Source organism: Bacillus sp. 204(2023), from assembly GCF_037027505.1.
GTDB classification, from domain to species: Bacteria; Bacillota; Bacilli; order Bacillales; family Bacillaceae; genus Bacillus; species Bacillus subtilis.
Window position 1 is genome coordinate 255,404 of sequence record NZ_JAXCHE010000004.1, and the last position, 23,734, is coordinate 279,137.

Here is a 23,734-nt window from a genome sequence, read left to right on the forward strand (position 1 = left end):
ATATCCCGCCGAACTCCATGCTCAGCTTATGCCAGACCTAATTCTTCTTTCATTTTTTTAAGCATAAATCGGCTTGATTCATCCGCTCTTTCATCGACCCAAGCAAATACGGCATTCGTCGCAATTCCGTCGAACTTCATCTCTCTCAGTTTTCTGAAAATCGTATCAAAATCAACCTCGCCTTGGCCAATGTCCAAATGCTGGTGAACCGTTACTTTCGCGTCAGGCGGATTGACGATGTAGCGAAGGCCATGAGCCGCTTTATGATTATAGGTATCTGCAAATAAAACATGTGTGAGGCGGTCGCCGGCTTCGTCAAACATGGTCTCGATGTCGCCTTTGCCGTCATCATAGAAGAACGTATGCGCAGTCGAGTAGACAAGATTGATCCAATCCTTGTCAAGCGCGCGGATCATATCCATCGCACCCTTGTGCGTTTCGATAAAATCGTATGGGTGGGCTTGAAGATTAAGTTTAATACCTTCTTTTTCAAAGACTGGCAGAAGCTCATCCATGGATTTGATAAATTTTTCTTCACTTGTTAAAGGATCATATTTTGAACCGCTGAATTCGCTGTTCATCAAATCCACTTCAAGTTCAACCGCAATTTCGATCGCCCGTTTCCAATTGCGCACCGCTGCCTGCCGGCGGTCTTCATCAGGACCCGCCCAGTGGTAAAGAGGAAGAAGCGATGAAAGCTTAACACCTGTATCTCTTAAAAGGCGCTTTAATTGTTTGATCTTTGCTGAATCGACTTTCGGATATTTATAAAACGGGCAAAAATCCTCACGCGGAGACAATTCGATATATTCATAGCCGAGCTCTGCCGTTTTATAGACCGTTTCCTCTAAAGTTAAATCATCACGATACATGGATGGATCCAATGCTAACTTCATATTTTCACTCCTCTGTTTTTTAATTTTGAACTGTTGTAAAAGATTGATAGAATTCCGGTTTTTCCTTCAATTCAACCTTTTCTTTTTGTCCAGATTCCTGGGCTTTTACACACGCGTCAGTCGTGACAGCAGCAATATAGCCGTCCCATGCCGTCGGTCCGCTGACCTCGCCTTTCTTTTGAATCGAATCAATAAAGTCTTGGATTTCCACATCGTACGCAGCAACAAAGCGTCTCTGCCAATCCATCAGAATATCTGTGCTGAATTTGCCTTCTTTTCTCAAGCTGATGCTTGATGGCTCGGGAAGCTTGATGATGCCGTCTTCTCCGACGATTTCGCATTGAATGTCATAGCCGTATTTACAGTTCACATAGATTTCAGCATTGATGACGATACCGCCTTTTGTTTCAATTACGACGATTTGCGGATCTTTTAAATGCGGGAGCGCATTTTTCGATTTTTTCGGGTAGATGACTTGAACGGACTCGTAGTCATCGTTGACGAGCCAGTGCAGTACATCAATTTCATGAACAAGCGTGTCGACTACGGCCATATCGGTTGTGTAGTTATCTCCTACAGTCGGGTTGCGGTGCGCGCAGTGAATCATAAGCGGCTCGCCGATGACACGATTGTCGAGCGCTTCTTTCAGCTGTACGTAACCGCTGTCATACCGGCGCATGAAGCCGACTTGAACAAGGCGTTTGCCCACTTTGATTTCTTCATCGACGATGCGCATGCATCCTTCAGCCGTTGTCGCGAGCGGTTTTTCACAGAACACATATTTCTGGGCTTTAATGGCTTTCAGCACGCTTGACTCATGCGCAGGCCCCCAGCTTGTCACTAAGACAGCGTCTACATTTTCGTCTGCAAGCAGGCTGTCATCATTCGGATAAACCGTCGCGTTTAATTGGTATTGCTCAACGACCTTTTGTGCAGCTTCATGATTAACATCCGTTACAGCTACAATTTCCGCGCCGGACAGCTTGTTCGTGATGCGGTTAATATGTTCTTTTCCGATTGCTCCAGTTCCAATTACGCCAATACGTAAACTCATTGACAGCCACTCCTTCTGTTGGTTACATGATTTTGCTTTCTGTTCCTTGTTTTACTTGGCTCTGAGGAGATCCGTAGAGTTCCTCTTGAATTTGTTCAAGCGACTTGCCAGACGTATTCGGCGCAAAGAGCAGCCCGATGATCATACTGGCCGTCACACATCCGAGAAGAATTGCAGCCATCGTTCCAATGCCGAAATTGGTGATAATCATTGGGACAAACAGACTCCAAATCCCTATTGAAATACGGACAAGGAAAAACATCAGCCCTTGTGCGGAAGCACGATATTGCGTAGGAAAGATTTCACTGGCCCATAACTGATAGTTCGCTTGCTGCCCTGCTCCGTTATTGATGCCGATCACGACAATAAACAGGAGCAGAATCGGCAGGCCTTCAACTGGCAGCAGAAACAGTGTCCACCCGATCACCGCCATGAAAGCGGCGATTCCAAATACGGTTTTTCTATATTTGTCGGCAAAGGGCATGAAGATCAAGGCGACCCCCAATCCTGTGAAGATAAACAGCCCCATTTGCAAAAGGTTGGCCATGTTGGCAGATACACCGCCGACCTGCTGATAAATGTATGGCATAAAGAAGCCCATGACCCCGGCGGCTAAGTTCCAAACCAAGTACACACCCATCAAAAACAATATGCTTTTGAGATACATAGGCTTGAGCAAATCAAAATATGATGTCTTACTCAGTACAGCCGGCTTCTCTGCCTGAGCATCCTCCGGCTGATTTTTTGACTGCCAGGCGTCTGATTCCGGAAGCCTGATTCTCAGGATATACGTAATCAGCGCAATCACAAGCAGATGGGCAAATACGATTTTATTCCCCAAGAGTCCCAAGTCACCTGCCAGTACGGAGAGGAGCAGTACAACGACAGCGCCCGCGGCCCAAGCAACTTGTGCTACGCCGCAATGCCTGGCCCGATTCTTCTTTGGCGCATTTTCCGCAATAATGGTCCATGACGCGGTTATGTCAGCTCCTACTGATAAACCGATAATGATGTAACCGCTTAACAACATGGGGAAATTAACCCCGAACAAAACCAAACAAATCCCTAGTGCATAAACCAGCATACTATTGGTATAAACAGCCTTCCGTCCGACTTTATCAGCCAAAAACCCGCCAAGCAGCGCGCCGACAGCGGCAGAAATCGCATTTGCGCTCAACGCGCCGAGCAGCCCGATTTGTGTATCGGATAGCTTAAGGTAACTGACCCATAATGATAAACCGGCGGAGCCTGCCACAATTGAACCGGCATCAATATAGTTGGCCAATGCTGCCGCGATTGTCCGTTTATTGAAGGCTGAATCTCCATTGGTATTGCCCATATGTTCATTCCCCATTAAGCCAGATCCAACAACTGCTGATCAATATAGTTTCTCGCAATCAATGCATACTCCAGCGGGTTTGCAACATCGGGGTCTTGTTCAGCTTCAATGACAATCCATCCGGAATAACTGTGCTTCAACAGCAGCTGATATACTTCTCTAAAGTCAATGCAGCCGTCACCGGGAACCGTAAACATGCCTTTTAAAAATGATTGCCGGAACGATTGTCCTTCGAGCCTGCATTGTTCCATGACATTCAGACGGGCATCCTTAAAGTGCACATGCTTAATGCGGCCGATATGCTTCTCAAGCATCCCCATGTAATCGCCGTCAGAAATATACGCATGGCCTGTATCATAGAGGAGGTGTACATGCGAAGGGTCAGTTCCTGCCATCAGGCGGTCCACTTCTTCCGCTGTTTGGACACCAGTGCCGAGATGATGATGATAGACAAGCTTCAAGCCATGCTGAGCGGCAATTTCGCCAAGGTGATTCAGCCCTTCGCAAAGCCGCTCCCATTCATCATCCGTAAAGTGCGGCTTCTCTGTGAACACGTTTTTCTCCAAGCTTTGCACGCTGTACGTTTGTTCAGAGACAACTGCGACATCCGCGTTTACTTGCTGCAAATACTCACAATGCAGGGTAAATGTCTTTGCCGCTTCACCAAGTCCGTCACGCAAAATAAAACTGCTGAACCATTTTCCTGCAATGCGTAAGTTCCGAAGCTTCAGCTCTTTGTTCAGGATGGCAGGTTCGGGGAAAAAGCCCCCGACCTCCGTGCCTTGAAAACGTGCGACAACGATATCACTTAACAAATGCTGAAGTGTATTTCCCGCTCCAATTTCAGGCATGTCATCATTCCGCCACCCAATGGGAGCGATTCCCCACAGGATTTCATTTTTGCCCATCTATGGTGCCTCCCCTCTAATACTGCTTTGCAGATTCCAGCTTTTTCTCTTTTGCTTCGTATGCCTTCTGAACGCTTTCTTGTTCAGATACCTCTGCCACCCCGACATGCCACCAGCTGTCATAGCCGTCCGTCATTGTTTTAGGCAGCACCTTCATTTCAATTAATGTTGATACATCCTGTTTCTTCGCATCCTCTAACGCAGCTTTTAATTCTTCTACTGTGTTTGCGCGGTAGGTTTTCGCGCCGTATCCCTCAGCGACTTTCGCGTAATCGACATTCAGGATTTGGTTGTCATCTGTGCGGAACTCGCAATAGTAGCTGCCGCTGCCGTGATCCATTTGCAGGTTGTTGATGCATCCGAATCCTGAGTTGTCAAAGAGCAGCACATTGATTTTCTTGTTGTACTGAATCGCCGTGATCAGTTCAGAATGAAGCATCAGGAAGCTGCCGTCTCCGACGATTGAATACACTTCTCTGTCAGGGTGGGCCAGCTTAAGACCGAGTGTCCCGGACACTTCATAGCCCATGCAAGAATATCCATACTCCAGGTGATACGTATTCGGAACATTAGAATGCCACAGACGCTGCAAATCTCCTGGGAGTGAGCCTGCTGAACAGATGATGACGCTGTCTTCAGGAATCGTCTCGTTGATTGTCAGCAATGCCGTTGTTTGCGGAAGCTCCGTATTCAACGCGTCAGCATATTCATTCAGGACCTCTTGAGAAAAGTGATTTTTGATTTCCGGATCAAACGCTTCCCGCTTAAACGTCACTTTGCTGAGACGCTCGCGTTCAGCTAGCCATTCGTCCTTCAGCTCCCGGATCGTTGTGCCGAACTCGCTCTCATAGCCTTCAAGCAAGCCGTGCAGTTTGCCAAGCGTCACTTTCGCATCCGCCACCACTTGGAATGCATCAAGTTTATACGCCTGCATTCGGCTGACGTTAATGTTCAAAAACTTCGCTTTATCAAAATCAAAAGCGGTCTTAGAGGATGTCGCAAAATCTGTATACCTTGTGCCGATGCCGATAATCAAATCAGCTTGGCGGGCCGCTTTGTTTGCCGCAAGTGTACCTGTGATGCCCATTCCGCCAAGGTTGTTCGCAAAATCTGCCTCAACAGTAGACTTTCCTGCCTGCGTTTCAACTAACGGAATGTTATAGGCTTCAGAAATGGCAACCAATTCATCGCGTGCACCGGAATATTTTGCGCCTCCGCCGACGAGAATCACAGGTTTTTTGCTAGATTTAATCAGCTCCGCCGCACCTTGAAGCTCGCGCTCGCTCGGCTGCATGCGATCAATATAGTGAACCCGTTTGACGAAGAAACTTTCATCAAAATCGTATGCTTCCCCTTCAACATCCTGAGAAATACAAATCGTTGCCGGACCTGCTTTTGCCGGATCAGTCATGACTTCAAACGCGCGCAGCAAACTGCTCATCAGCTGCTCAGGGCGCGTAATACGGTCCCAGTATCTCGATACAGGCTTCAATGCATCGTTTGTCGTAATCGCCGCACTGTATTCTTGCTCCATTTGCTGCAGTACAGGGTCTGGCTGTCTTGTCGCAAATGTGTCTGCCGGAATCAAGAGAACTGGGATATTGTTTGCCAATGCAGTGCCGGCTGCCGCCACCAAGTTAGCCGCTCCCGGTCCGACGGATGTAGACACCGCATATATTTTTCTTCTCAGCATTTGCTTGCTGTACGCCATGGCCGCATGCGCCATTCCTTGTTCATTTTTCCCTTGATAGACTTTCAAATGGCCTGCATCCTGCTCAAGCGCTTGCCCGATCCCTAATACGTTTCCATGGCCGAAAATTGTGAAAATCCCTTCGACAAAAGGCTCTTCCTTTCCATCAACATGGATGTACTGCTGGTTTAAGAATTTAATCAGCGCCTGCGCTGTTGTTAAGCGAATTTTCTTGCCCACAAACGATCCCACCTTTACTCGATCTTTTTCAATTATGACTGTGCTTCAATAAGCTGTACGATTTCTTCCGCAGTCGGCATCGCTTCTGACGAACTGTGCTTGCTCACCACAATGGAAGCTGAAGCACTGCCGTATTTCAATGCCGTTTCAATGTCTTTTCCGCTGACAAGGCCATAGATAAAGGCTGACGCATAGGAGTCACCAGCTCCAAAGGTTTTCAGCACTTTTGTCTTGTACGCTTGGGCGCGGAATACCTCGCCGGATTTGCTGTATGCGTAAGAGCCTTCGACGCCGTGTTTGATGACAACGAGGTCGGCTGAATGGCCAAATAAATGATTGACGGATTCTTCATTGCTTCCGCCTGTGCGGTTTTCCATCACATCAAATTCATCGCGTGTGCCGATGACGATATCAGACTGCTCGGCAACCAAAGAATAATAAACGGCTGTTTCATCTGATGACTGCCACGTATACGGGCGGTAATCCAGTTCGAACACCACTTTAACCTGATGCTTCTTCGCGTATTGAACAGCTTTTAATACCGCTTCCCGTGACGGGCTTTTGGCGAGCGCTGTCCCGGAAACAAGCAGCATTTTCGCATTTGCGATGTAGTCCTCGCTTACATCTGAAGGCGCAAGATAAAGATCCGCCACATCATCGCGATACATTAAAATGCTGCATTCTTCAGGGCTGAGGATTTCTGTAAATGCAAGGCCTGCTTTGTGTCCATCTTGATCAACAACCATCTGTGTTGTATCAACGCCGGTCTTTCTCATATAGGACTCTATGAATCTTCCATGCTGGTCATCCGGAATTTTGCCGATGAAGCCCGCTTTTAAGCCAAGCTTCGCGCTGCCGATCGCGATATTCGCAGGTGAACCGCCGACGTATTTGGAAAATGTCATCGTCTCTTCCATTGGGCGGTTGTATTCGACTGCGTTCAGGTCAATACATGCCCGGCCGATGGCAATAATGTCAAAAGCCTTCTCTTCATTGAATGTATACTTCATCGTAAACAGCCACTCCTCACTTGTTAGCGTTCTAAAATCCACTCATGCGCCGGGTCGTTATGAAACTTCCATTTTCGCGTCGGCCCTGCCATGACATTTAAATAGTAGGATGTGTATCCGTCCGGAACGCCTACCGGGTGGTATCCCGCAGGAACGATGACAACGTTTTCATTTTCCACAGTCATTGTCTCGTCAATAGAACGGTCATCTGTGTATACGCGCTGAAACACAAAGCCCTGTCCCGGGTCTAACTCATGGTAGTACGTTTCTTCTAAGAAAGATTCTTCCGGCAAGTTGTCTTGGTCATGTTTGTGAGGCGGGTAGCTGGACCAGTTGCCGCTGTCTGTATAGACTTCAACTACTAATAGACTGTTAGCTGAAGGGTCTGAATCCGGAAGAATGTTATGAACAGTACGTTTGTTTGAAAATTGCCCGCGATGCTCAATTCCGTTGTCTTCCGCTTTGATCAGCTTTGTCGGAAGCTGCTTTTCCGATGGAGAATAGCAAAGCGCCACTCTTGCGTCGCTGACCGCTGTGATCTCAAATGCACGGTCATTTGAAATATAGACGCTGTCTGTCGGTTTTCGTTCAAATACGCTTTCGCGCGTGCCGATATTCTCAAAAGTCGACTCATGATCTGTCACTGTAATTTTCCCCGTTACCGCCACAATACAGATTTCTTGTTTTTTCAATTCTTCTGTATAGCTTGAACCTGATGCAAGATCTAACACTTTAAACTCTACATAAGTGAGATCAGAGTTGGATGTCGTTACTTCGTGCACGAGTTTGACCCCATTAGACACTTCATGCGACTGCGGCTTACGCAACAAATAACTCATAGAGAAGCCCTCCTCTTTCTATTGGCAGAATGAGTCCGAACAGCGCACATGGACGCCGTTCGGCTGTTCGTCGTTTAGTTGAAATCAGGTGCCGGATATCTTGCCGTTACCACTTTTTTACGTGTATAGAAGTCGACGCTGTCTTTTCCGTTCGCATGCAGCGTTCCAAAGAATGAAGATTTCCAGCCTGAGAATGGGAAGAACGCCATTGGAGCCGGCACCCCAAGGTTGATGCCTAGCATTCCCGCATCAATGTTTTCACGGAAGTAGCGGATTGCGTTTGAGTTGGATGTGAACAAGCAGGCGCCGTTCGCAAACTCAGACTTATTGGCGATTTCAATCGCTTCTTTCAGGTTTTTCACACGGATGACAGATAAGACCGGAGCGAAAATTTCATCTTTCCAGATCGTCATTTCTGTTGTGACATTGTCAAAGATCGTCGGGCCGACAAAGTAGCCGTCGTCTGACACATTTTCACGTCCGTCACATACGAGTCTGGCACCTTCTTCAAGACCTTTTTCGATATAGCTGAGCGTGCGCTTCTTGTTGTCTTCGCGAATCACCGGTCCTAAGAACACGCCGTCATCAAGGCCGTTACCGATTTTAATGTCCGCCACTTTTTCCTGCAGCTTCGCCATAAATTCATCGGCGATTCCTTCTTCAACTGTCACAACCGCACAAGCCATGCAGCGTTCACCGGCAGAACCGAAGGCAGCTCCAACGATGTTTGTGACCGTGTCTTCAAGATTCGCATCGTTCAAGACAATCGTATGGTTTTTCGCGCCAGTCAGAGATTGAACGCGTTTTAAGTTTTCGCTTCCTTTTTTGTAGACGTATTCGCCTACTGGCTTGGAGCCTACAAATGAAATTGCTTTAATTTCGGGATGCTCAAGGATGCCGTTCACAACGTCATGCGCACCGTATACGACGTTGAACACCCCTTTCGGAAGGCCCGCTTTTTCAAAAAGCTCAACCAATTTCTCTGTTAACAGCGGTGTCCGCTCTGATGGTTTTAAAATAAATGTGTTGCCGAGTGCGATCGCCATTGGGAACATCCAGCAAGGGACCATCATCGGGAAGTTAAATGGCGCGATTCCGCCGACAACTCCGATTGGGTAGCGGTAGTTGGCCGCTTCAACGTCCGTTGCGATGGAAGCAAGCGAGTCACCCATCATTAGGGAAGGTGCTCCAGCGGCGAACTCTACGTTTTCAATCCCGCGTCCCACTTCACCTAAAGCTTCTTTTGTGTTTTTTCCGTTTTCAATGGTAATCAGATGAGCCAGTTCTTCTTTATGCTGAGACAGCAGCTGCTGGAAGTTAAATAGAATTCTGGCGCGGCGAGGAACCGCCACCTTTGACCATGTTTTAAATGCTTCAGCCGCTGTTTGCGCTGCGTAATCAATATCCTCTTTTGTAGAAATCGGCACTTGGCACAGTACTTCTTTCGTCGCCGGGTTGACGACATCTTCATATTGATCTGTTTTGCTTTCAACCCATTCACCGTTGATGTAGTTTTTTAATTTTCTGATTTCTGCCATTCTTATTGCCTCCTTCATTAGTAAACACATACACTTGTATGGATGGTTCAGGATAGATTCATATCAATATCCACTTTTCAGCAAGCCAAGAATTAAACGCTTTCAAAAAAACCAAAAAAATAAATGGCGGATGCATATTTACATACAAGCAACCATTTCATGCACAACAGGTTACTTTTTGGTCATTTCTTGGTTATATTTTAATCGCATAATACCCATAAGTCAATCATAAACACTACATTTTTTCATTATTTTTATTATATTAATCTTTTAATCAAGTAAGAGAGGTAAGAGAAGGCCGTAGAATCTTGCAAAAGATATACACCGATGTTATCATTTTTTAAGCAACTATTGATTAACTTTTGGTTTTTATTATATATTTATGTTACGTAAAGATTCAAGAAGGAGTTTTTTATATGAAACTGATGCGGATTCAGGAAATGGAGGAGTACATTTTATCGCATGGCACTGTTTCCTTAGATGAGCTGTGCCAGGTGTTCAATGTCTCCAAAAACACAGTAAGACGTGATATCAACAAGCTAACAGAAAAGGGTGCGATTGAAAAAGTATACGGCGGCGTAACATCTATTGAAAAAACCGCATTAGTTCCTTTTGAAAATCGCACCATTCAGCACCAGGATGAAAAAACAAAAATCGCCCATTATGCTTCCCGATTTATTGAAGATCACGATTTGGTCTTCATTGATTCAGGAACGACGACAAAGTCTATTCTTGATACGCTTGATCCAGCCAAAAATGTCACCATCTTAACCAACAGTTTAGACATTATCAATGCGGCGTCAGCTTTGAAGAATATCAACTTAATCATTATCGGAAACAACTATAAGAGAAAAACCCGCTCCTTTGTCGGCATGGACGACCCGGCTATGCTTGATAAGTACAATATCAACAAAGCCTTTATGTCCGCTACCGGAACGACGCTGACACACGGATTGACCAATTCGGATCTGCTGGAATATGAAATTAAAAAGAGGATTTCAGAAAAAGCAAAAGAAGTGTATCTATTGGCTGACCATTCTAAATTCGGAAAATCAACGCTTCTGACATATGCGCCGTTTGACAGGCTGCATTGCATTGTGACCTCTCAGCCATTAGACGACGAGTACACGCAGTACTGCAATGAGCATCAAATCGGCATTCATCTGGCCTAACGTTTACAATAGTGTTGAGAGTCTATCATCCATTTTATTCTAGGAGGCAGATCATGAAAAAAGCGAAGCTCGGAAAATCAGACTTGCAGGTATTCCCTATCGGATTAGGAACAAATGCTGTCGGAGGACATAACCTCTACCCGAACCTAAATGAAGAAACCGGAAAAGAATTGGTGCGCGAGGCGATCCGTAATGGCGTGACAATGTTAGACACCGCTTATATTTACGGGATCGGCCGTTCCGAAGAATTAATTGGTGAAGTGCTGCGTGAATTCAACCGTGAAGATGTTGTCATCGCTACAAAAGCCGCTCACAGAAAACAAGGCAATGACTTTGTCTTTGATAATTCACCAGAATTTCTTAAAAAATCAGTTGATGAAAGCCTGAAGCGCTTGAATACCGATTATATCGATTTGTTCTACATTCACTTCCCTGACGAACATACGCCTAAGGATGAAGCCGTTAACGCGCTGAATGAGATGAAGAAAGCCGGAAAAATCCGTTCCATCGGTGTATCCAACTTCTCTTTAGAGCAATTAAAAGAAGCAAACAAAGACGGTTTGGTAGATGTATTGCAAGGCGAATACAACCTGTTAAACCGTGAAGCGGAAAAAACATTCTTCCCGTATACGAAGGAGCATAATATTTCATTTATCCCTTACTTCCCGCTCGTATCAGGTTTATTGGCAGGAAAGTATACAGAAGATACAACGTTCCCAGAAGGCGACCTGCGAAACGAACAGGAACACTTCAAGGGCGAGCGTTTCAAAGAAAATATCAGAAAGGTCAACAAGCTTGCGCCGATTGCCGAAAAACACAACGTGGATATCCCTCACATCGTATTGGCCTGGTATTTAGCAAGACCGGAAATTGATATTTTAATTCCGGGAGCAAAACGTGCCGATCAGCTGATTGATAACATCAAAACAGCCGACGTGACGCTTTCTCAAGAGGATATTTCATTTATTGATAAGCTGTTCGCATAAGAAGAAAGCAGCCTTCTCCAATGGAGAAGGCTGTTTTTTTGTGCGATAAATTCCTAAATAACTGATTTTGAAGCAAAACCTTACAAAATGAGCCATAAATCCGATAAAATAAAGGTAGTTTATCTCAGAAAGAAAGTGATTGAGAAAGCAAAAGTATGAAATGTTTATATCATCTAGTTCATATGAAATAAAGCTGACCCAGCTTCTTTTATTTGCTGGTCAGAATTGCGGACCGTTTCGATGGTCTATGGAGGAAACAGAATGAAACTTAAATATGTAAAAGCCTTAGTTGCAGTAACCGTTGCTTTAGGTGTACTGCTGCCATCAACGATTTCTCATGCAAAGAGCTTTAGCGGCCGCTCATCATCTAGTTACAGCAGCCGAAGTTCAAGCTCTTCATACAGCGGAAGCTATAAATCAAGCCCGAAATCAAGCTACAGCTCAGGATCAAGCTCTTCTAGCAAAAAATCCAAGACGCCTGACGATTCATCATCATCGATTTCGCTTAAAAAGAAGCCTTCGGAAAAGGCAAGCTCATCAAGCTCTAAAAAATCGTCAGGCACCTTTTCCGGCGCTACATCAAAAGTAACCGGAAAGACATACAGCGGAAAAACGTCTAAAGCTTATGTTGGCGGACGTTATGTTTCAGTCAATCATTACTATCACGCAGGTTTCGCGCCATCAGGATGGTTTGGATATTATAGCGGATTCACAATGGGTATGTTCATGACCAGCATGATGCACCCATGGGGTTACACCTATCATCCAGTCGGAGGCCCAGGCTATGTTTCTTATGGCGCTTCACCCATTGCCTGGATCGTTGATATCATTGCTTTGATCATTATTTTAATCATTGTCATCGCATTGATTCGCGCATTTAAAGCACCGAAGACGTACAGAAGGAGATTTTAGGCAATGAGATTAATATTAAATGAGCAAGAAATTGCAGACGGAATTTGCGTGTATATTTCCAATGAAGAAGATATCTACCCTGAAGACGTTGAAGTAAAAGAACTATCGTACAACAAGCGTACAGGGTTCTTCGCTGAAGCCACATTTGGCCTGCACCACAAGCAGCTTATGTCAGATGACATTTCAGAAGGCATTATTCAGTTCTTAGAGGAATACCACAACTTCAATCCGGACGTTACCGTCGTTGAATTGCAATTTGATAAGAAAAAAGGCTTCTCCGCCTTGGTTTTTGTCAACGAAGCAGAAGAATAAAAATGTCTTAATCAAACCTTACTCCGCGCGGGTAAGGTTTTTTTAATGGTTTCTCTGAGCATAAAGTTATTTCGTTTTTCCTAAACTCAGCGGATCTGTGATCATCTCTTTTGACTTTAACGTTTCCGTTTTTTCAAAACAAATGTTTCAAATGAGATAGGAAATGGGTACTAATCTATTAACTTTGTTACACATTTTAGATACTCATTGGCTCAACAACTGAGGAGGAGACATTTGTGAAGAAAGACACAAGGAAATATATGATCTACTTTTTCGGCGCTTTAGGGGGACTGCTATATGGTTACGATACAGGTGTTATCTCCGGAGCACTCCTGTTTATCAATAACGATATTCCTTTAACGACATTGACAGAAGGATTGGTTGTCAGCATGCTGCTCCTTGGCGCGATTTTCGGTTCGGCCTTGAGCGGCACATGCTCAGACCGCTGGGGCAGGAGAAAGGTTGTATTTGTCCTTTCCATCATTTTTATTATCGGTGCGCTCGCTTGCGCATTTTCTCAAACAATCGGCATGCTGATTGCATCTAGGGTGATACTCGGGTTGGCCGTCGGCGGTTCAACGGCACTTGTGCCCGTGTATCTTTCCGAAATGGCACCGACGAAAATTCGCGGGACACTCGGCACAATGAACAACTTAATGATTGTCACCGGGATTTTGCTCGCCTATATCGTTAACTACCTGTTCACACCGTTTGAAGCGTGGCGCTGGATGGTCGGTCTGGCTGCAGTGCCTGCCGTGCTTCTATTAATCGGCATCGCGTTCATGCCGGAATCGCCAAGATGGCTCGTGAAGCGCGGCCGTGAAGAAGAAGCGAGACGCATCATGAACATCACTCATGATCCAAAAGACATCGAAATGGAATTGGCAGAGATGAAGCAAGGAGAAGCAGAGAAAAAAGAAACGACACTCAGCGTCCTAAAAGCCAAATGGATTCGCCCCATGCTTCTGATTGGCGTCGGCCTTGCCATTTTCCAGCAGGCGGTCGGCATTAACACGGTCATCTACTACGCGCCAACCATTTTTACGAAGGCCGGTCTTGGCACATCAGCTTCGGCGCTCGGCACAATGGGAATCGGCGTCCTTAACGTCATCATGTGTATCACTGCCATGATCTTAATTGACCGTGTCGGACGCAAAAAACTTCTGATCTGGGGAAGTGTCGGCATCACACTGAGCCTTGCTGCTTTATCAGGCGTGCTCCTGACACTGGGGCTTTCCGCATCAACAGCGTGGATGACAGTAGTCTTTCTCGGCGTCTATATCGTCTTTTACCAGGCGACATGGGGTCCGGTAGTGTGGGTGCTCATGCCTGAGCTCTTCCCGTCCAAAGCACGCGGAGCCGCGACAGGGTTCACGACTTTGGTGTTATCGGCAGCCAACCTGATCGTGTCGCTCGTCTTCCCGCTGATGCTAAGCGCAATGGGCATCGCATGGGTCTTTATGGTTTTCTCAGTCATTTGTCTTCTCTCATTTTTCTTCGCGTTCTACATGGTGCCGGAAACCAAAGGGCGAAGCTTGGAGGAAATTGAAGCAAGCCTGAAAAACCGGTTTAAAAAGAAGAAAAGCACCCAAAACCAAATGCTGAATGAGCGTACATTGTAAAAAAAAGGAATCGTCTCCTTATGGGACGATTCCTTTTTCTGTTTACACCATGACCTTGCAAATATTGTTCGTAAATTCCACGGGGTCCTGAATCGGCAGGCCTTCGATGAGAAGCGCCTGATTGTACAGAAGGTTTGTGTACAGGCTCAGCTTCTCTTTATCTTGTTCAAACGCGTCCTGCAGCGTTTGGAATACCTCGTGATTTGGGTTGATTTCCAGCACTTTTTCCGCCTTCACATTTTGGCTGTCAGGCATCGCGTTTAAGATTTTTTCCATCTCAATTGTCACTTCGCCGTCAGCAGCAAGGCAGACTGGATGTGATTTAAGCCGTTTTGAGATTCTAACGTTTTTCACTTTGTCTGACAGAATGTTTTTCATTTCCTCAAACAGATCCTTATACTTGCTTTCCTCTTCCTCGGACTGCTTTTGATCCTCATCCGTGTCTATGCCAAGGTCTCCGCTTGATACGGACTTGAATTCTTTTTCCTGATAAGAAGCCAGCATTTTAATTGCAAACTCATCGATGTCCTCAGTAAAGTAGAGGATTTCATAGCCTTTGTCCGCCACCATTTCCGTTTGCGGCAGTTTCTCAATGCGGTCGTAAGAATCACCGGTCGCGTAATAAATGTATTTCTGCTCCTCTGGCATTCTGGAAACATACTCGTCTAAGCTGACCAGTTTTTTCTCTTTTGAAGAGTAGAATAATAGGAGATCCTTCAATTGATCCTTATTCGCGCCAAAATCATTGTACACGCCGAATTTCAGCTGTCTGCCGAACGACTTGTAGAACGTCTCGTATTTCTCGCGGTCTTTTTTCAACAGGCTTTGCAGCTCGCTTTTGATTTTCTTGCTGATGTTTTTCGCGATCAGCTTCAGCTGGCGGTCATGCTGCAGCATTTCTCTGGAAATATTCAGCGACAGATCCTCAGAATCGACCATGCCCTTCACAAAGCTGAAGTGGTCCGGTAGCAGGTCTGCGCACTTATTCATGATCAGCACGCCATTGGAATACAGCTCCAAGCCTTTCTCATATTCCTTGGAATAGTAGTCAAACGGCATGTTTTCAGGGATGAATAGAATCGCGTTGTAGCGAACCGCTCCATCCACACTGATATGAACGTGTGTCAGCGGTTTATCAAACCCGTAATGCTTTTCAGCATAGAATTTTTCATAATCTTCATCTGTCAGCTCGCTTTTGTTTTTTCTCCAGATCGGCACCATGCTGTTGACCGTCTGCTCTTCCTGCACCTCTTCAAATTCATTTTCGCTGCCTTCCTTCGGCTTATTAATGGTTGTATCCATTTTGATCGGGTAGCGAATGAAGTCGGAGTACTTCTTGATGATCGCTTTTAAACGATATTCCTCTAAAAACTCGTCATAGCTGTCATCTTCTGTGTTCTCTTTGATTTTCAGGATAATGTCTGTACCGACAGAATCCTTTTCACACGGTTCAATCGTATAGCCGTCTGCACCCGCAGACTCCCATTTATAAGCCTCTTCGCTGCCAAGCGCTTTACTGATGACTGTCACGACATCGGCAACCATAAATGCCGCGTAAAAACCGACACCGAACTGCCCGATAATGTCATGTCCGTCTTTCAGCTCGTTTTCCTTTTTAAACGCGAGGGAACCGCTTTTTGCAATTGTTCCAAGGTGCTGTTCAAGCTCATCCTTTGTCATTCCGATCCCCGTATCAGAGATGGTTAATGTTCTCGCATCTTTGTCAGCTGCGACCTTTATGTAGTAACTGTCTTTATCAAACGTAAGCGCATCGTCCGTAAGCGCTTTGTAATAGATTTTGTCAATCGCATCACTCGAATTGGAGATTAACTCGCGCAGGAAAATTTCTTTTTGGGTATAAATGGAATTAATCATCATATCCAGCAAGCGTTTAGACTCTGCTTTAAACTCTTTTTTCGCCACTCTTGATCGCTCCTTTACCATTATGTAAACCCTTTTCAGCATCTATTTATCACATAAGATGACAATTGTCAATTAAATTGATAGATGCATATATATGTAAATTTAACATTAGTTGGATTTGTTTTCACTCTTTTTCTCACTCATTCTCATAAAAAAGAGAGGCTTCATCATCCTCTCTTTTTTTCTGTGTCATTCCAGCGGCCAAACTCCCGCTTCATCCATATATGCACCGGGTAGAAAAACAAACCGAACGGTATCAAAAACAAAAGATTATGCCATGAAGCATTCAGAAATGCGCTTGCAGTCACCGGAAACGTAATCTCTTGCAATAAAAAAGAGATGACAGTCAGCACAACAAATGCAGATGGAATGGTCACGAAGCAATAAAACTGTAGCTCCTTCTTATGCTGTACCTTCAAACAAACAAACCTCCCAACAATTTCTAATTCATCTTAACATATGCTGGCCTATCTTTTCTCGTATGTTTATCACTGCACATAGCGGGAAGACAAATAGAAAAAGGAGGTCTCGTATCATGGGAAGACTTGAAAACAAAACAGCAGTGATCACAGGCGCCGCGACAGGCATTGGGCAAGCGACGGCAGAGGTTTTTGCCAATGAAGGCGCGCGTGTGATCATCGGAGATATCAATAAAGATCAAATGGAAGAAACAGTTGACGCAATCAGAAAAAACGGAGGACAGGCCGAATCCTTTCACCTCGATGTGTCAGATGAAAACAATGTGAAAGCTTTTGCTGATCAAATCAAGGATTCATGCGGAACGATTGATATTCTGTTTAATAATGCCGGCGTTGATCAGGAGGGCGGAAAGGTGCATGAATATCCGGTTGACCTGTTTGACCGCATTATCGCCGTTGACCTGCGCGGCACGTTCCTTTGCAGCAAATATCTGATTCCGCTCATGCTCGACAATGGAGGCTCTATCATCAACACCTCCTCCATGTCAGGCCGGGCCGCGGACCTCGACCGCTCTGGCTATAACGCCGCAAAAGGCGGTATCACCAACCTGACAAAGGCAATGGCCATCGACTACGCACGAGACGGCATCCGCGTCAATTCCATTTCACCGGGTACGATCGAAACCCCGCTGATTGATAAATTAGCAGGCACCAAAGAACAGGAAATGGGTGAAGCATTCCGCAAAGCCAACAAATGGATCACGCCGCTCGGCCGCCTTGGCCAGCCGAAGGAAATGGCGACAGTGGCCCTGTTCCTCGCATCAGACGACAGCTCATACGTCACAGGAGAGGACATCACCGCAGACGGTGGCATCATGGCATACACATGGCCAGGGAAAATGCTGATTGATGAGAAATGGAAGAAAGAAACGAAATAAGAGAGGGGATGTCCCTCTCTTTTTGTCTTTCAAAGCAATACAACCTTATACTTTTTCACATCCAAAAACTGCAAAAATTCCCTCGCCAGCACTTCAGGCGGATGCGCTTTTCCTTCATCCAGCCGATACAAAAGCAACCCAATAATCATTGCGGATACATAATGGGCATAAAGCTTTTTCTCTGCGTGAATATCAGTTTGCTGATGCAGATAAAACGATTCCAGCGCTTTGAACATATCAGGTATCACATGAGGAACACCCCATTCCCGATTTAGAAAATGGACAATGGGCATGTTTGATAAATCAGAAAGCAGATTGGCGAGCGCCTTCTCTGCCTCCTTTAAGGAAAACGTATTCGGGCTGGAGGCAATCGTCAGGTGATCAATGATCTCCGCACATGATCGCTGTATCATGGTTTGGAGCAATTCCTCTTTATTGGCATAGTGATCATAAAAAGTTGCGCGGCGGATATTGCTTTTCCGGGTAATATCCGAAATTGTCATGGCTGCGTAGTCTTTTTTCTCCGCCAGCACGTCCAGAAATGCCTTCTGGAGCGCTTCTCTCGTTCGAACCACACGCCTGTCGATTTGCTTGTCCTTCTCTCGCTCTCCTGGCACAGCTTGTCCAAACAGCCAATAAAATCTCTTTTGAGAAACAAGCTCCCATACCTTTTGGCTGATAGCTTCCGGAGTCGCGGCCGCATCCTCATTCAGCCAATACAGGATAATTGCGTACGTGTACAAGGCCCGGTAATGTCCGTAAATGTCCCGTTCAATCGGCGTCAAATTCACATGAATTGGAGCGAGCAGCACATCCTGCTGAAACACATCCTTAAAAAAACGGTGAAAATGCCCTCTGTTCATCATCACTGAAAAAAAGGATCGATGCTCATGAACAAAGGACAGCGTCGGATGCACCGTTTGCCGTTTTTTGTTCAAATGGAGGGTATCCATATGACTGAAGGCGTCAAAAAGCGCTTTGCCCAGCCCTTCCTTCATGTCTTCGATCACATCCTCAATGATTGAAAACTTATCCTCATAATAAAGGTAGAGCGATCCGCGGCTCACTTTGGCCTTTTCAGCAATTTCTTTCATTGTGATGTGTTGAATATCTCTTTCTTTCAATAAGGCCAGCAGCGCCTCTTTCACTTGAGCTTCGGCAGATTCCGGCACAAAAGACACCTCCAATCATTAGACAGATGTTCGGTATATGTACGGTAACGTATAGATGGTTCACCGTTGTCTTTCTTACAGAAAAGGTACCACCTTATAATAGGTCCGAGAAAAGAAGAAAGCAAATGAGGGGGATTTTACAATGGAACAACAAGTAAAGGACGACATCCAGCGTGTCTTTCAGCTTCAGAAAAAACAGCAAAAAGCATTGCGCGCTTCAACAGCAGAACAGCGGAGAGAAAAGCTTCAGCGCTTTTTAGATTCCGTCATCGCCCATGAAGAAGAAATCATCGAAGCGATCCGCAAAGACGTCCGCAAACCATATCACGAAGTCAAAAAAGCGGAATTCGAAGGAACGAAAAAAGCGATCAGAGATAATATGAACAACCTGGAACAATGGATGGCGCCTAAAGAAGTCGGTTCATCGTTAAGCCCTGACGCAAACGGAATTCTTATGTACGAGCCTAAAGGCGTCACACTCATCCTCGGCCCGTGGAACTATCCGTTTATGCTGACGATGGCGCCGCTTGCCGCTTCTCTCGCAGCCGGAAACAGCGCGATTGTGAAGCTGTCCGATTTTACGATGAACACGAGCAACATTGCCGCTAAAGTGATAAGAGACGCTTTTGATGAAAAAGAAGTCGCGATTTTTGAAGGAGAGGTTGAGGTGGCAACCGAACTTCTTGATCAGCCGTTCGACCACATTTTCTTCACTGGTAGCACAAATGTCGGGAAGATCGTCATGACAGCGGCTGCCAAACACTTGGCATCTGTCACACTTGAGCTTGGCGGCAAGAGCCCGACGATCATTGACAGTGAATACGATCTGATGGACGCAGCGAAAAAGATCGCCGTCGGGAAATTCGTAAACACCGGCCAAACCTGCATCGCACCTGATTACCTGTTCATTAAAAAAGACGTTCAGGACAGGTTCGCGGGCATTTTACAAACAATCGTCAACGCAGGATTTATGGAGGATGATCACAACCCAGACCGCAGCAAATTTACGCAGATCGTCAATGACCGCAACTTCAACCGCGTCAAAGATCTGTTCGACGACGCCATCAAAAAAGGGGCGGAAGTGGTGTTCGGCGGCGTATTTGATGCCAGCGACCGCACGATCTCGCCAACCGTTTTGAAAAACGTCACGCCTGACATGAAAATCATGCAGGAGGAAATCTTCGCACCGATCCTGCCAATGATGAACTATGAAGACATCGACGAGGTCATCGATTACGTAAATGACCGCGATAAACCGCTTGCACTTTATGTGTTCAGCAAAAACCAAGACCTGATTGACAACGTCCTTCAGCACACGACATCAGGAAATGCCGCCATCAATGATGTCGTCGTCCATTTCAGTGACGTCAACCTGCCATTCGGCGGCGTAAACACAAGCGGAATTGGCTCCTATCATGGGGTATACGGATTCAAAGAGTTTTCTCATGAGAAGGGTGTATTTATTCAAGCCGCTAAATAATCGTAATGAAGAGAATCTGCATCATCTTGCGGGTTCTCTTTTTATCATTCTATTAACCTAAAATCAAAAAGGAAAAACAAAGAAATAAATAGTAATAAAATACTGTTTTTATTACGAGACAAAATTCCTCTAGTCTATCTCATTGAAACCCTACAGCCCCCTAACGTATAATATCCCAGAAAACTTCAAAGGAGAGAATATTATACATGGAAAAACCAGCTGGATTTTGGATTCGGGCAGTTGCCTCTATTATTGATGATTTAATTATCTATTTTTTTGCTTTTATTATGATCCAAATTAACACCTTAATTGTCCTGCCTCTCATTGATGCAGGAAGCTCCTCTATGACAGAAGGTCAATATAAATTTTATATCCTGATATTCGGGACGATCCCTGTTATCGCCATCATATATATTTTCGGCATTCTTTATTATAGCTTGCTGACTTCTTCAAAAATGCAAGCAACACTAGGCAAAAAACTCATGGGTATCATCGTTGTCAATCAATATGGCGAGCGAATTTCATTTTGGCACAGCTTTGGCCGTTTTTTCGCTTACATACCATCAGGAATTTTGTATATCGGTTACATTATGGCAGCTTTCCCCTCTAAACTGGCATTACACGATTATATTTGCGGGACAAAGGTTGTTTATAAAAATAAATATCTTGATTGATCAAAAACAGGCTGCCGAGGAACCTCGCCAGCCTGTTTTACTATTTCCCAAAAGCCATCAGCGCTTTCATACGAAATGACTTGACCATCATAACATATTAGCCCATTTTATAATTCTACTTCACAAAACATCACAAACTAGAAAACTATGTAAGAGTATGCGCAGACGTTTTTTCAGCACCCGAACGAAACGCAGCCACAAACCAAATGACATTGACAGCAGCCGCAGCGAGACTAATTCCGAAAACAAAGATCACCTCAGAAAGCAGATGGTCACTAAAGAAACTAAACATCAAGATAAAACCGGCCGAAGACAAATGAATCAAAAGCCCGAAGCCGCAAAGCACCGCCATGACATACCTCATTGCATCGACTCCGAGCATATAAACGAGAAATGGAATGAAATACAAGACAAGGATCATACCGACAGCTGACCACATGCCAGCTGAATTAAACTGATTGGCCGCCGCTCCCGTTCCGGCCAGCGGCGAAAGTGAAGCCGCCACGATCACAGCGCAAAAAAGAAAAGCAGAAATGGCTGTCATGATCGCCACGCTGTTTTTTCTAGACATCAAACTCCTCCTTAGATAGAAATATTAACCTTTTCATTATAAGTAAGTTGAATGTTATATTCATTATATTTTTAAAAAATTCCAGAATACATACACAAATGCTCTGCTTCTTTCTAGTATATTTATATAGTAAAAAACAAAGGATAAAAGACTCATTTTTCTGTAATATCAGGATTTTATCACCATATCATATTGCATGTACTTCTTTTTCAAAGTATACTATTCCAGATTAATTCAGAGGAGAGAGAAAAATACATGGAAAAACCAGCAGGATTTTGGATTCGTTTTTTAGCTTATTTTATTGATGGCATTATTGTATCTGTTCCTAGTTATATTATTCTATTTGTGATCAATTCTGTGTTTGTAGCTGGGGCTGTGACAGCAAACCCTTATATGACCCAAGAGGAGTATATGGTGACATACATGACGATTGCATTTTTGCCTACTATGCTGATCATGGTCGTCATCAGTGTGTTATATTACGGACTGCTCACAGCTTCTAAAATGCAGGGCACACTCGGCAAAAAAATTCTTGGCCTGAAAGTGGTCAATGAACAAGGTAAACGGGTTTCTGTCGGACAGGCAATTGGCCGTTACTTTGCCTATATCTTATCTGGAATCATCTTTTATATCGGGTTTATCATGATCGCCTTTGGAGAGAAAAAAGGTCTGCATGACATCATCTGCAAAACACGTGTCGTGTATAAATAATAGAAAAAAGTCTAGACGCCAATAGGCGTCTAGACTTTTGTTTTCTTTACAATAGGCTGCCACGACAGATACGTAGCGCTTCTCCACAGCCACTCAAACGGCCCCATCCGAAAGACACGAAGCCAAAGGTGGCTGAAGACCATTTGAACGGCACAAACAGCAATTGTAATGAGCACACCGGCAGCAGGGTACACTTTTCCATACAGGCCCAAGCCGTAATGATAAAAAATCCAAGTACATACAATAGACTGCATCAGATAATTGGTAAATGCCATCCTCCCAACAGCGGAGAATGATTGCAGCACTGTTCTCACTCTTGTTTTATGGTATAGATAGACAACCGTTGTCACATAGAAAAACATGAGAAAAGGCGCGCCAATCAGCAGAAATAGTTCCTTTTCCGTTACACTGTACAGCACATGGGCGCCGATGCCGATGACAAGCCCAGCCATCCATAATCGTTTTAATGCTTTGCGATGCTTTTCCGGTTCGTGCAAATACCGTGACTTTGCCGCCGCAGTCCCCAGCAAAAACATGCTGAAATAAGGAATGGATGCAAAGAAGAAGTTGAGAGGATTATACGTAAGCATGCCATTCGAAGACATGTAAACAAGACGGTCATGGACCCGTTGTTCTGCAATGTCCCTCAGGCTGCCGCTTCCATAAACATGAATCGCTTGTTTTGCCTGCTGTGTTACCGCTTGTACCCATTCCTGTCCGTTTGATTGATCAAAACTTGTCAACATGAACGGAATGGAAAACAGAAGATACAAAGAGACCGCCCATATCAGCAGTGTTTTCGGCTTTGCTTTTCGAAACAAGAGCAGGACAAAACCGAGCAGGGCATATTCTGTTAAAATATCCCCGTCCCATATCAAAAAGGCATGAATCGTTCCAAACAAGAGAAGCGCCATTAACCTTCTCACATATAACGGAACAAACCGTTTCCCTTTGTTTTCTGCTCTCTCCATCATGACAACCATGCCAAATCCAAATAAAAAAGAAAACAATAAAATACATTTTGTTTGAATGAAGAATTTCAGTATGTCTGCGGCGGCAAAATCAGCTTCAGACCACTTATCCATGAAAAAATTCTCTTTTCCAAGCATAGACAAATACATATCCGGATAACTGAAATGTGCCAGATTGACAAATAAGATGCCGAAAATCGCCATTCCTCTCAGCACATCAAGCACACCGATCCGCTCATTTGTTAAAGTCGGCTGTAATGAAGACATAGCCATCACGCTCCTTTTTTCTGTACCTTAAGGGTATGAAAAAATGAAGCGCGGAAACATCGATTTAGGTGTCAGGCCGGCATGAAAACC

The 23,734-nt window shown here is 44.9% G+C and carries 22 protein-coding genes; 9 read left to right on the plus strand and 13 right to left on the minus strand.

Translation table 11 applies throughout. From position 1 onward, the window contains the following. Positions 1-26 precede the first annotated feature (26 nt). The 8 genes from WA279_RS10800 to iolA all read right to left on the minus strand — a co-directional run bounded on the left by WA279_RS10800 (position 27) and on the right by iolA (position 9,514). The gene (locus WA279_RS10800; protein WP_015250852.1) at positions 27-896 is read right to left on the minus strand and encodes a sugar phosphate isomerase/epimerase family protein; all 870 of its coding nucleotides are present in this window, start codon (positions 894-896) and stop codon (positions 27-29) included. Positions 897-915: 19 nt separating this feature from the next. Beyond that, the gene (gene iolG / locus WA279_RS10805) at positions 916-1,950 is read right to left on the minus strand and encodes a bifunctional inositol 2-dehydrogenase/D-chiro-inositol 1-dehydrogenase (protein ID WP_336155393.1); all 1,035 of its coding nucleotides are present in this window, start codon (positions 1,948-1,950) and stop codon (positions 916-918) included. A 22-nt stretch (positions 1,951-1,972) separates the two neighbouring features. After that, a complete protein-coding gene (gene iolF, locus WA279_RS10810) occupies positions 1,973-3,289 on the minus strand; it encodes a myo-inositol transporter IolF (RefSeq protein WP_336155394.1) in 1,317 nt (438 codons plus the stop codon). A 14-nt stretch (positions 3,290-3,303) separates the two neighbouring features. Beyond that, entirely contained in the window at positions 3,304-4,197 is an 894-nt protein-coding gene (gene iolE, locus WA279_RS10815; RefSeq protein WP_069703573.1) for a myo-inosose-2 dehydratase, read from the minus strand. 16 nt (positions 4,198-4,213) lie between these two features. After that, positions 4,214-6,127 carry a 3D-(3,5/4)-trihydroxycyclohexane-1,2-dione acylhydrolase (decyclizing) gene (gene iolD / locus WA279_RS10820; protein ID WP_003242642.1) on the minus strand — a complete coding sequence of 638 codons (1,914 nt, stop codon included), beginning with the start codon at positions 6,125-6,127 and terminating at the stop codon, positions 4,214-4,216. 32 nt (positions 6,128-6,159) lie between these two features. Next, on the minus strand, positions 6,160-7,137 hold the full coding sequence (iolC, locus tag WA279_RS10825) for a 5-dehydro-2-deoxygluconokinase (RefSeq protein ID WP_336155395.1): 978 nt from the start codon (positions 7,135-7,137) through the stop codon (positions 6,160-6,162). A 23-nt stretch (positions 7,138-7,160) separates the two neighbouring features. Further along, positions 7,161-7,976 (minus strand): 5-deoxy-glucuronate isomerase, encoded by an 816-nt coding sequence (gene iolB, locus WA279_RS10830; protein ID WP_041850314.1) that lies wholly within the window; start codon positions 7,974-7,976, stop codon positions 7,161-7,163. Between the two features lie 74 nt (positions 7,977-8,050). Beyond that, a complete protein-coding gene (iolA, locus tag WA279_RS10835) occupies positions 8,051-9,514 on the minus strand; it encodes a methylmalonate-semialdehyde dehydrogenase (RefSeq protein ID WP_003243682.1) in 1,464 nt (487 codons plus the stop codon). A 416-nt stretch (positions 9,515-9,930) separates the two neighbouring features. On the opposite strand from iolA, the gene iolR reads away from it, so the two are divergent. From iolR to WA279_RS10860, 5 genes are all read left to right on the plus strand, one after another. Next, positions 9,931-10,686 carry a myo-inositol utilization transcriptional regulator IolR gene (gene iolR / locus WA279_RS10840; protein WP_003227050.1) on the plus strand — a complete coding sequence of 252 codons (756 nt, stop codon included), beginning with the start codon at positions 9,931-9,933 and terminating at the stop codon, positions 10,684-10,686. Between the two features lie 53 nt (positions 10,687-10,739). Then, complete coding sequence (locus tag WA279_RS10845; protein WP_003227049.1) at positions 10,740-11,672, plus strand: aldo/keto reductase; 933 nt, start codon at positions 10,740-10,742, stop codon at positions 11,670-11,672. Positions 11,673-11,933: 261 nt separating this feature from the next. Beyond that, the gene (locus WA279_RS10850; protein WP_133954146.1) at positions 11,934-12,584 is read left to right on the plus strand and encodes a hypothetical protein; all 651 of its coding nucleotides are present in this window, start codon (positions 11,934-11,936) and stop codon (positions 12,582-12,584) included. Positions 12,585-12,587: 3 nt separating this feature from the next. Further along, positions 12,588-12,896: a DUF2653 family protein gene (locus WA279_RS10855; protein WP_041338090.1), complete on the plus strand. Its 309-nt coding sequence runs from the start codon at positions 12,588-12,590 to the stop codon at positions 12,894-12,896. Positions 12,897-13,132: 236 nt separating this feature from the next. Continuing rightward, the gene (locus tag WA279_RS10860; protein ID WP_064671725.1) at positions 13,133-14,518 is read left to right on the plus strand and encodes a sugar porter family MFS transporter; all 1,386 of its coding nucleotides are present in this window, start codon (positions 13,133-13,135) and stop codon (positions 14,516-14,518) included. 42 nt (positions 14,519-14,560) lie between these two features. Here WA279_RS10860 and htpG read toward each other — a convergent pair whose 3' ends face one another. Beyond that, positions 14,561-16,441: a molecular chaperone HtpG gene (gene htpG, locus WA279_RS10865; RefSeq protein ID WP_187953883.1), complete on the minus strand. Its 1,881-nt coding sequence runs from the start codon at positions 16,439-16,441 to the stop codon at positions 14,561-14,563. Between the two features lie 167 nt (positions 16,442-16,608). Beyond that, positions 16,609-16,860 (minus strand): hypothetical protein, encoded by a 252-nt coding sequence (locus WA279_RS10870; protein WP_336155396.1) that lies wholly within the window; start codon positions 16,858-16,860, stop codon positions 16,609-16,611. Positions 16,861-16,976: 116 nt separating this feature from the next. Here WA279_RS10870 and WA279_RS10875 point away from each other — a divergent pair, with 116 nt between their 5' ends. Continuing rightward, positions 16,977-17,798, plus strand: a complete 822-nt coding sequence (locus WA279_RS10875) for an SDR family oxidoreductase (protein ID WP_336155397.1) — start codon at positions 16,977-16,979, stop codon at positions 17,796-17,798. Between the two features lie 29 nt (positions 17,799-17,827). On the opposite strand, the gene WA279_RS10880 is transcribed toward WA279_RS10875, so the two are convergent. Next, positions 17,828-18,970 (minus strand): TetR/AcrR family transcriptional regulator, encoded by a 1,143-nt coding sequence (locus WA279_RS10880; RefSeq protein ID WP_336155398.1) that lies wholly within the window; start codon positions 18,968-18,970, stop codon positions 17,828-17,830. A gap of 142 nt (positions 18,971-19,112) precedes the next feature. Here WA279_RS10880 and WA279_RS10885 point away from each other — a divergent pair, with 142 nt between their 5' ends. Together WA279_RS10885 and WA279_RS10890 are read left to right on the plus strand one after the other, a co-directional pair. Beyond that, a complete protein-coding gene (locus WA279_RS10885; RefSeq protein ID WP_336155399.1) occupies positions 19,113-20,450 on the plus strand; it encodes an aldehyde dehydrogenase family protein in 1,338 nt (445 codons plus the stop codon). 206 nt (positions 20,451-20,656) lie between these two features. After that, positions 20,657-21,124, plus strand: a complete 468-nt coding sequence (locus WA279_RS10890) for an RDD family protein (RefSeq protein ID WP_326224613.1) — start codon at positions 20,657-20,659, stop codon at positions 21,122-21,124. Positions 21,125-21,269: 145 nt separating this feature from the next. On the opposite strand, the gene WA279_RS10895 is transcribed toward WA279_RS10890, so the two are convergent. Continuing rightward, positions 21,270-21,695: a DUF5391 family protein gene (locus tag WA279_RS10895; RefSeq protein WP_336155400.1), complete on the minus strand. Its 426-nt coding sequence runs from the start codon at positions 21,693-21,695 to the stop codon at positions 21,270-21,272. A 255-nt stretch (positions 21,696-21,950) separates the two neighbouring features. Between WA279_RS10895 and WA279_RS10900 the strand changes: the two genes are divergently transcribed. Next, positions 21,951-22,406, plus strand: a complete 456-nt coding sequence (locus WA279_RS10900) for an RDD family protein (RefSeq protein ID WP_336155401.1) — start codon at positions 21,951-21,953, stop codon at positions 22,404-22,406. 29 nt (positions 22,407-22,435) lie between these two features. Here WA279_RS10900 and WA279_RS10905 read toward each other — a convergent pair whose 3' ends face one another. After that, entirely contained in the window at positions 22,436-23,644 is a 1,209-nt protein-coding gene (locus tag WA279_RS10905; RefSeq protein WP_336155402.1) for a DUF418 domain-containing protein, read from the minus strand. Positions 23,645-23,734: the final 90 nt, after the last annotated feature.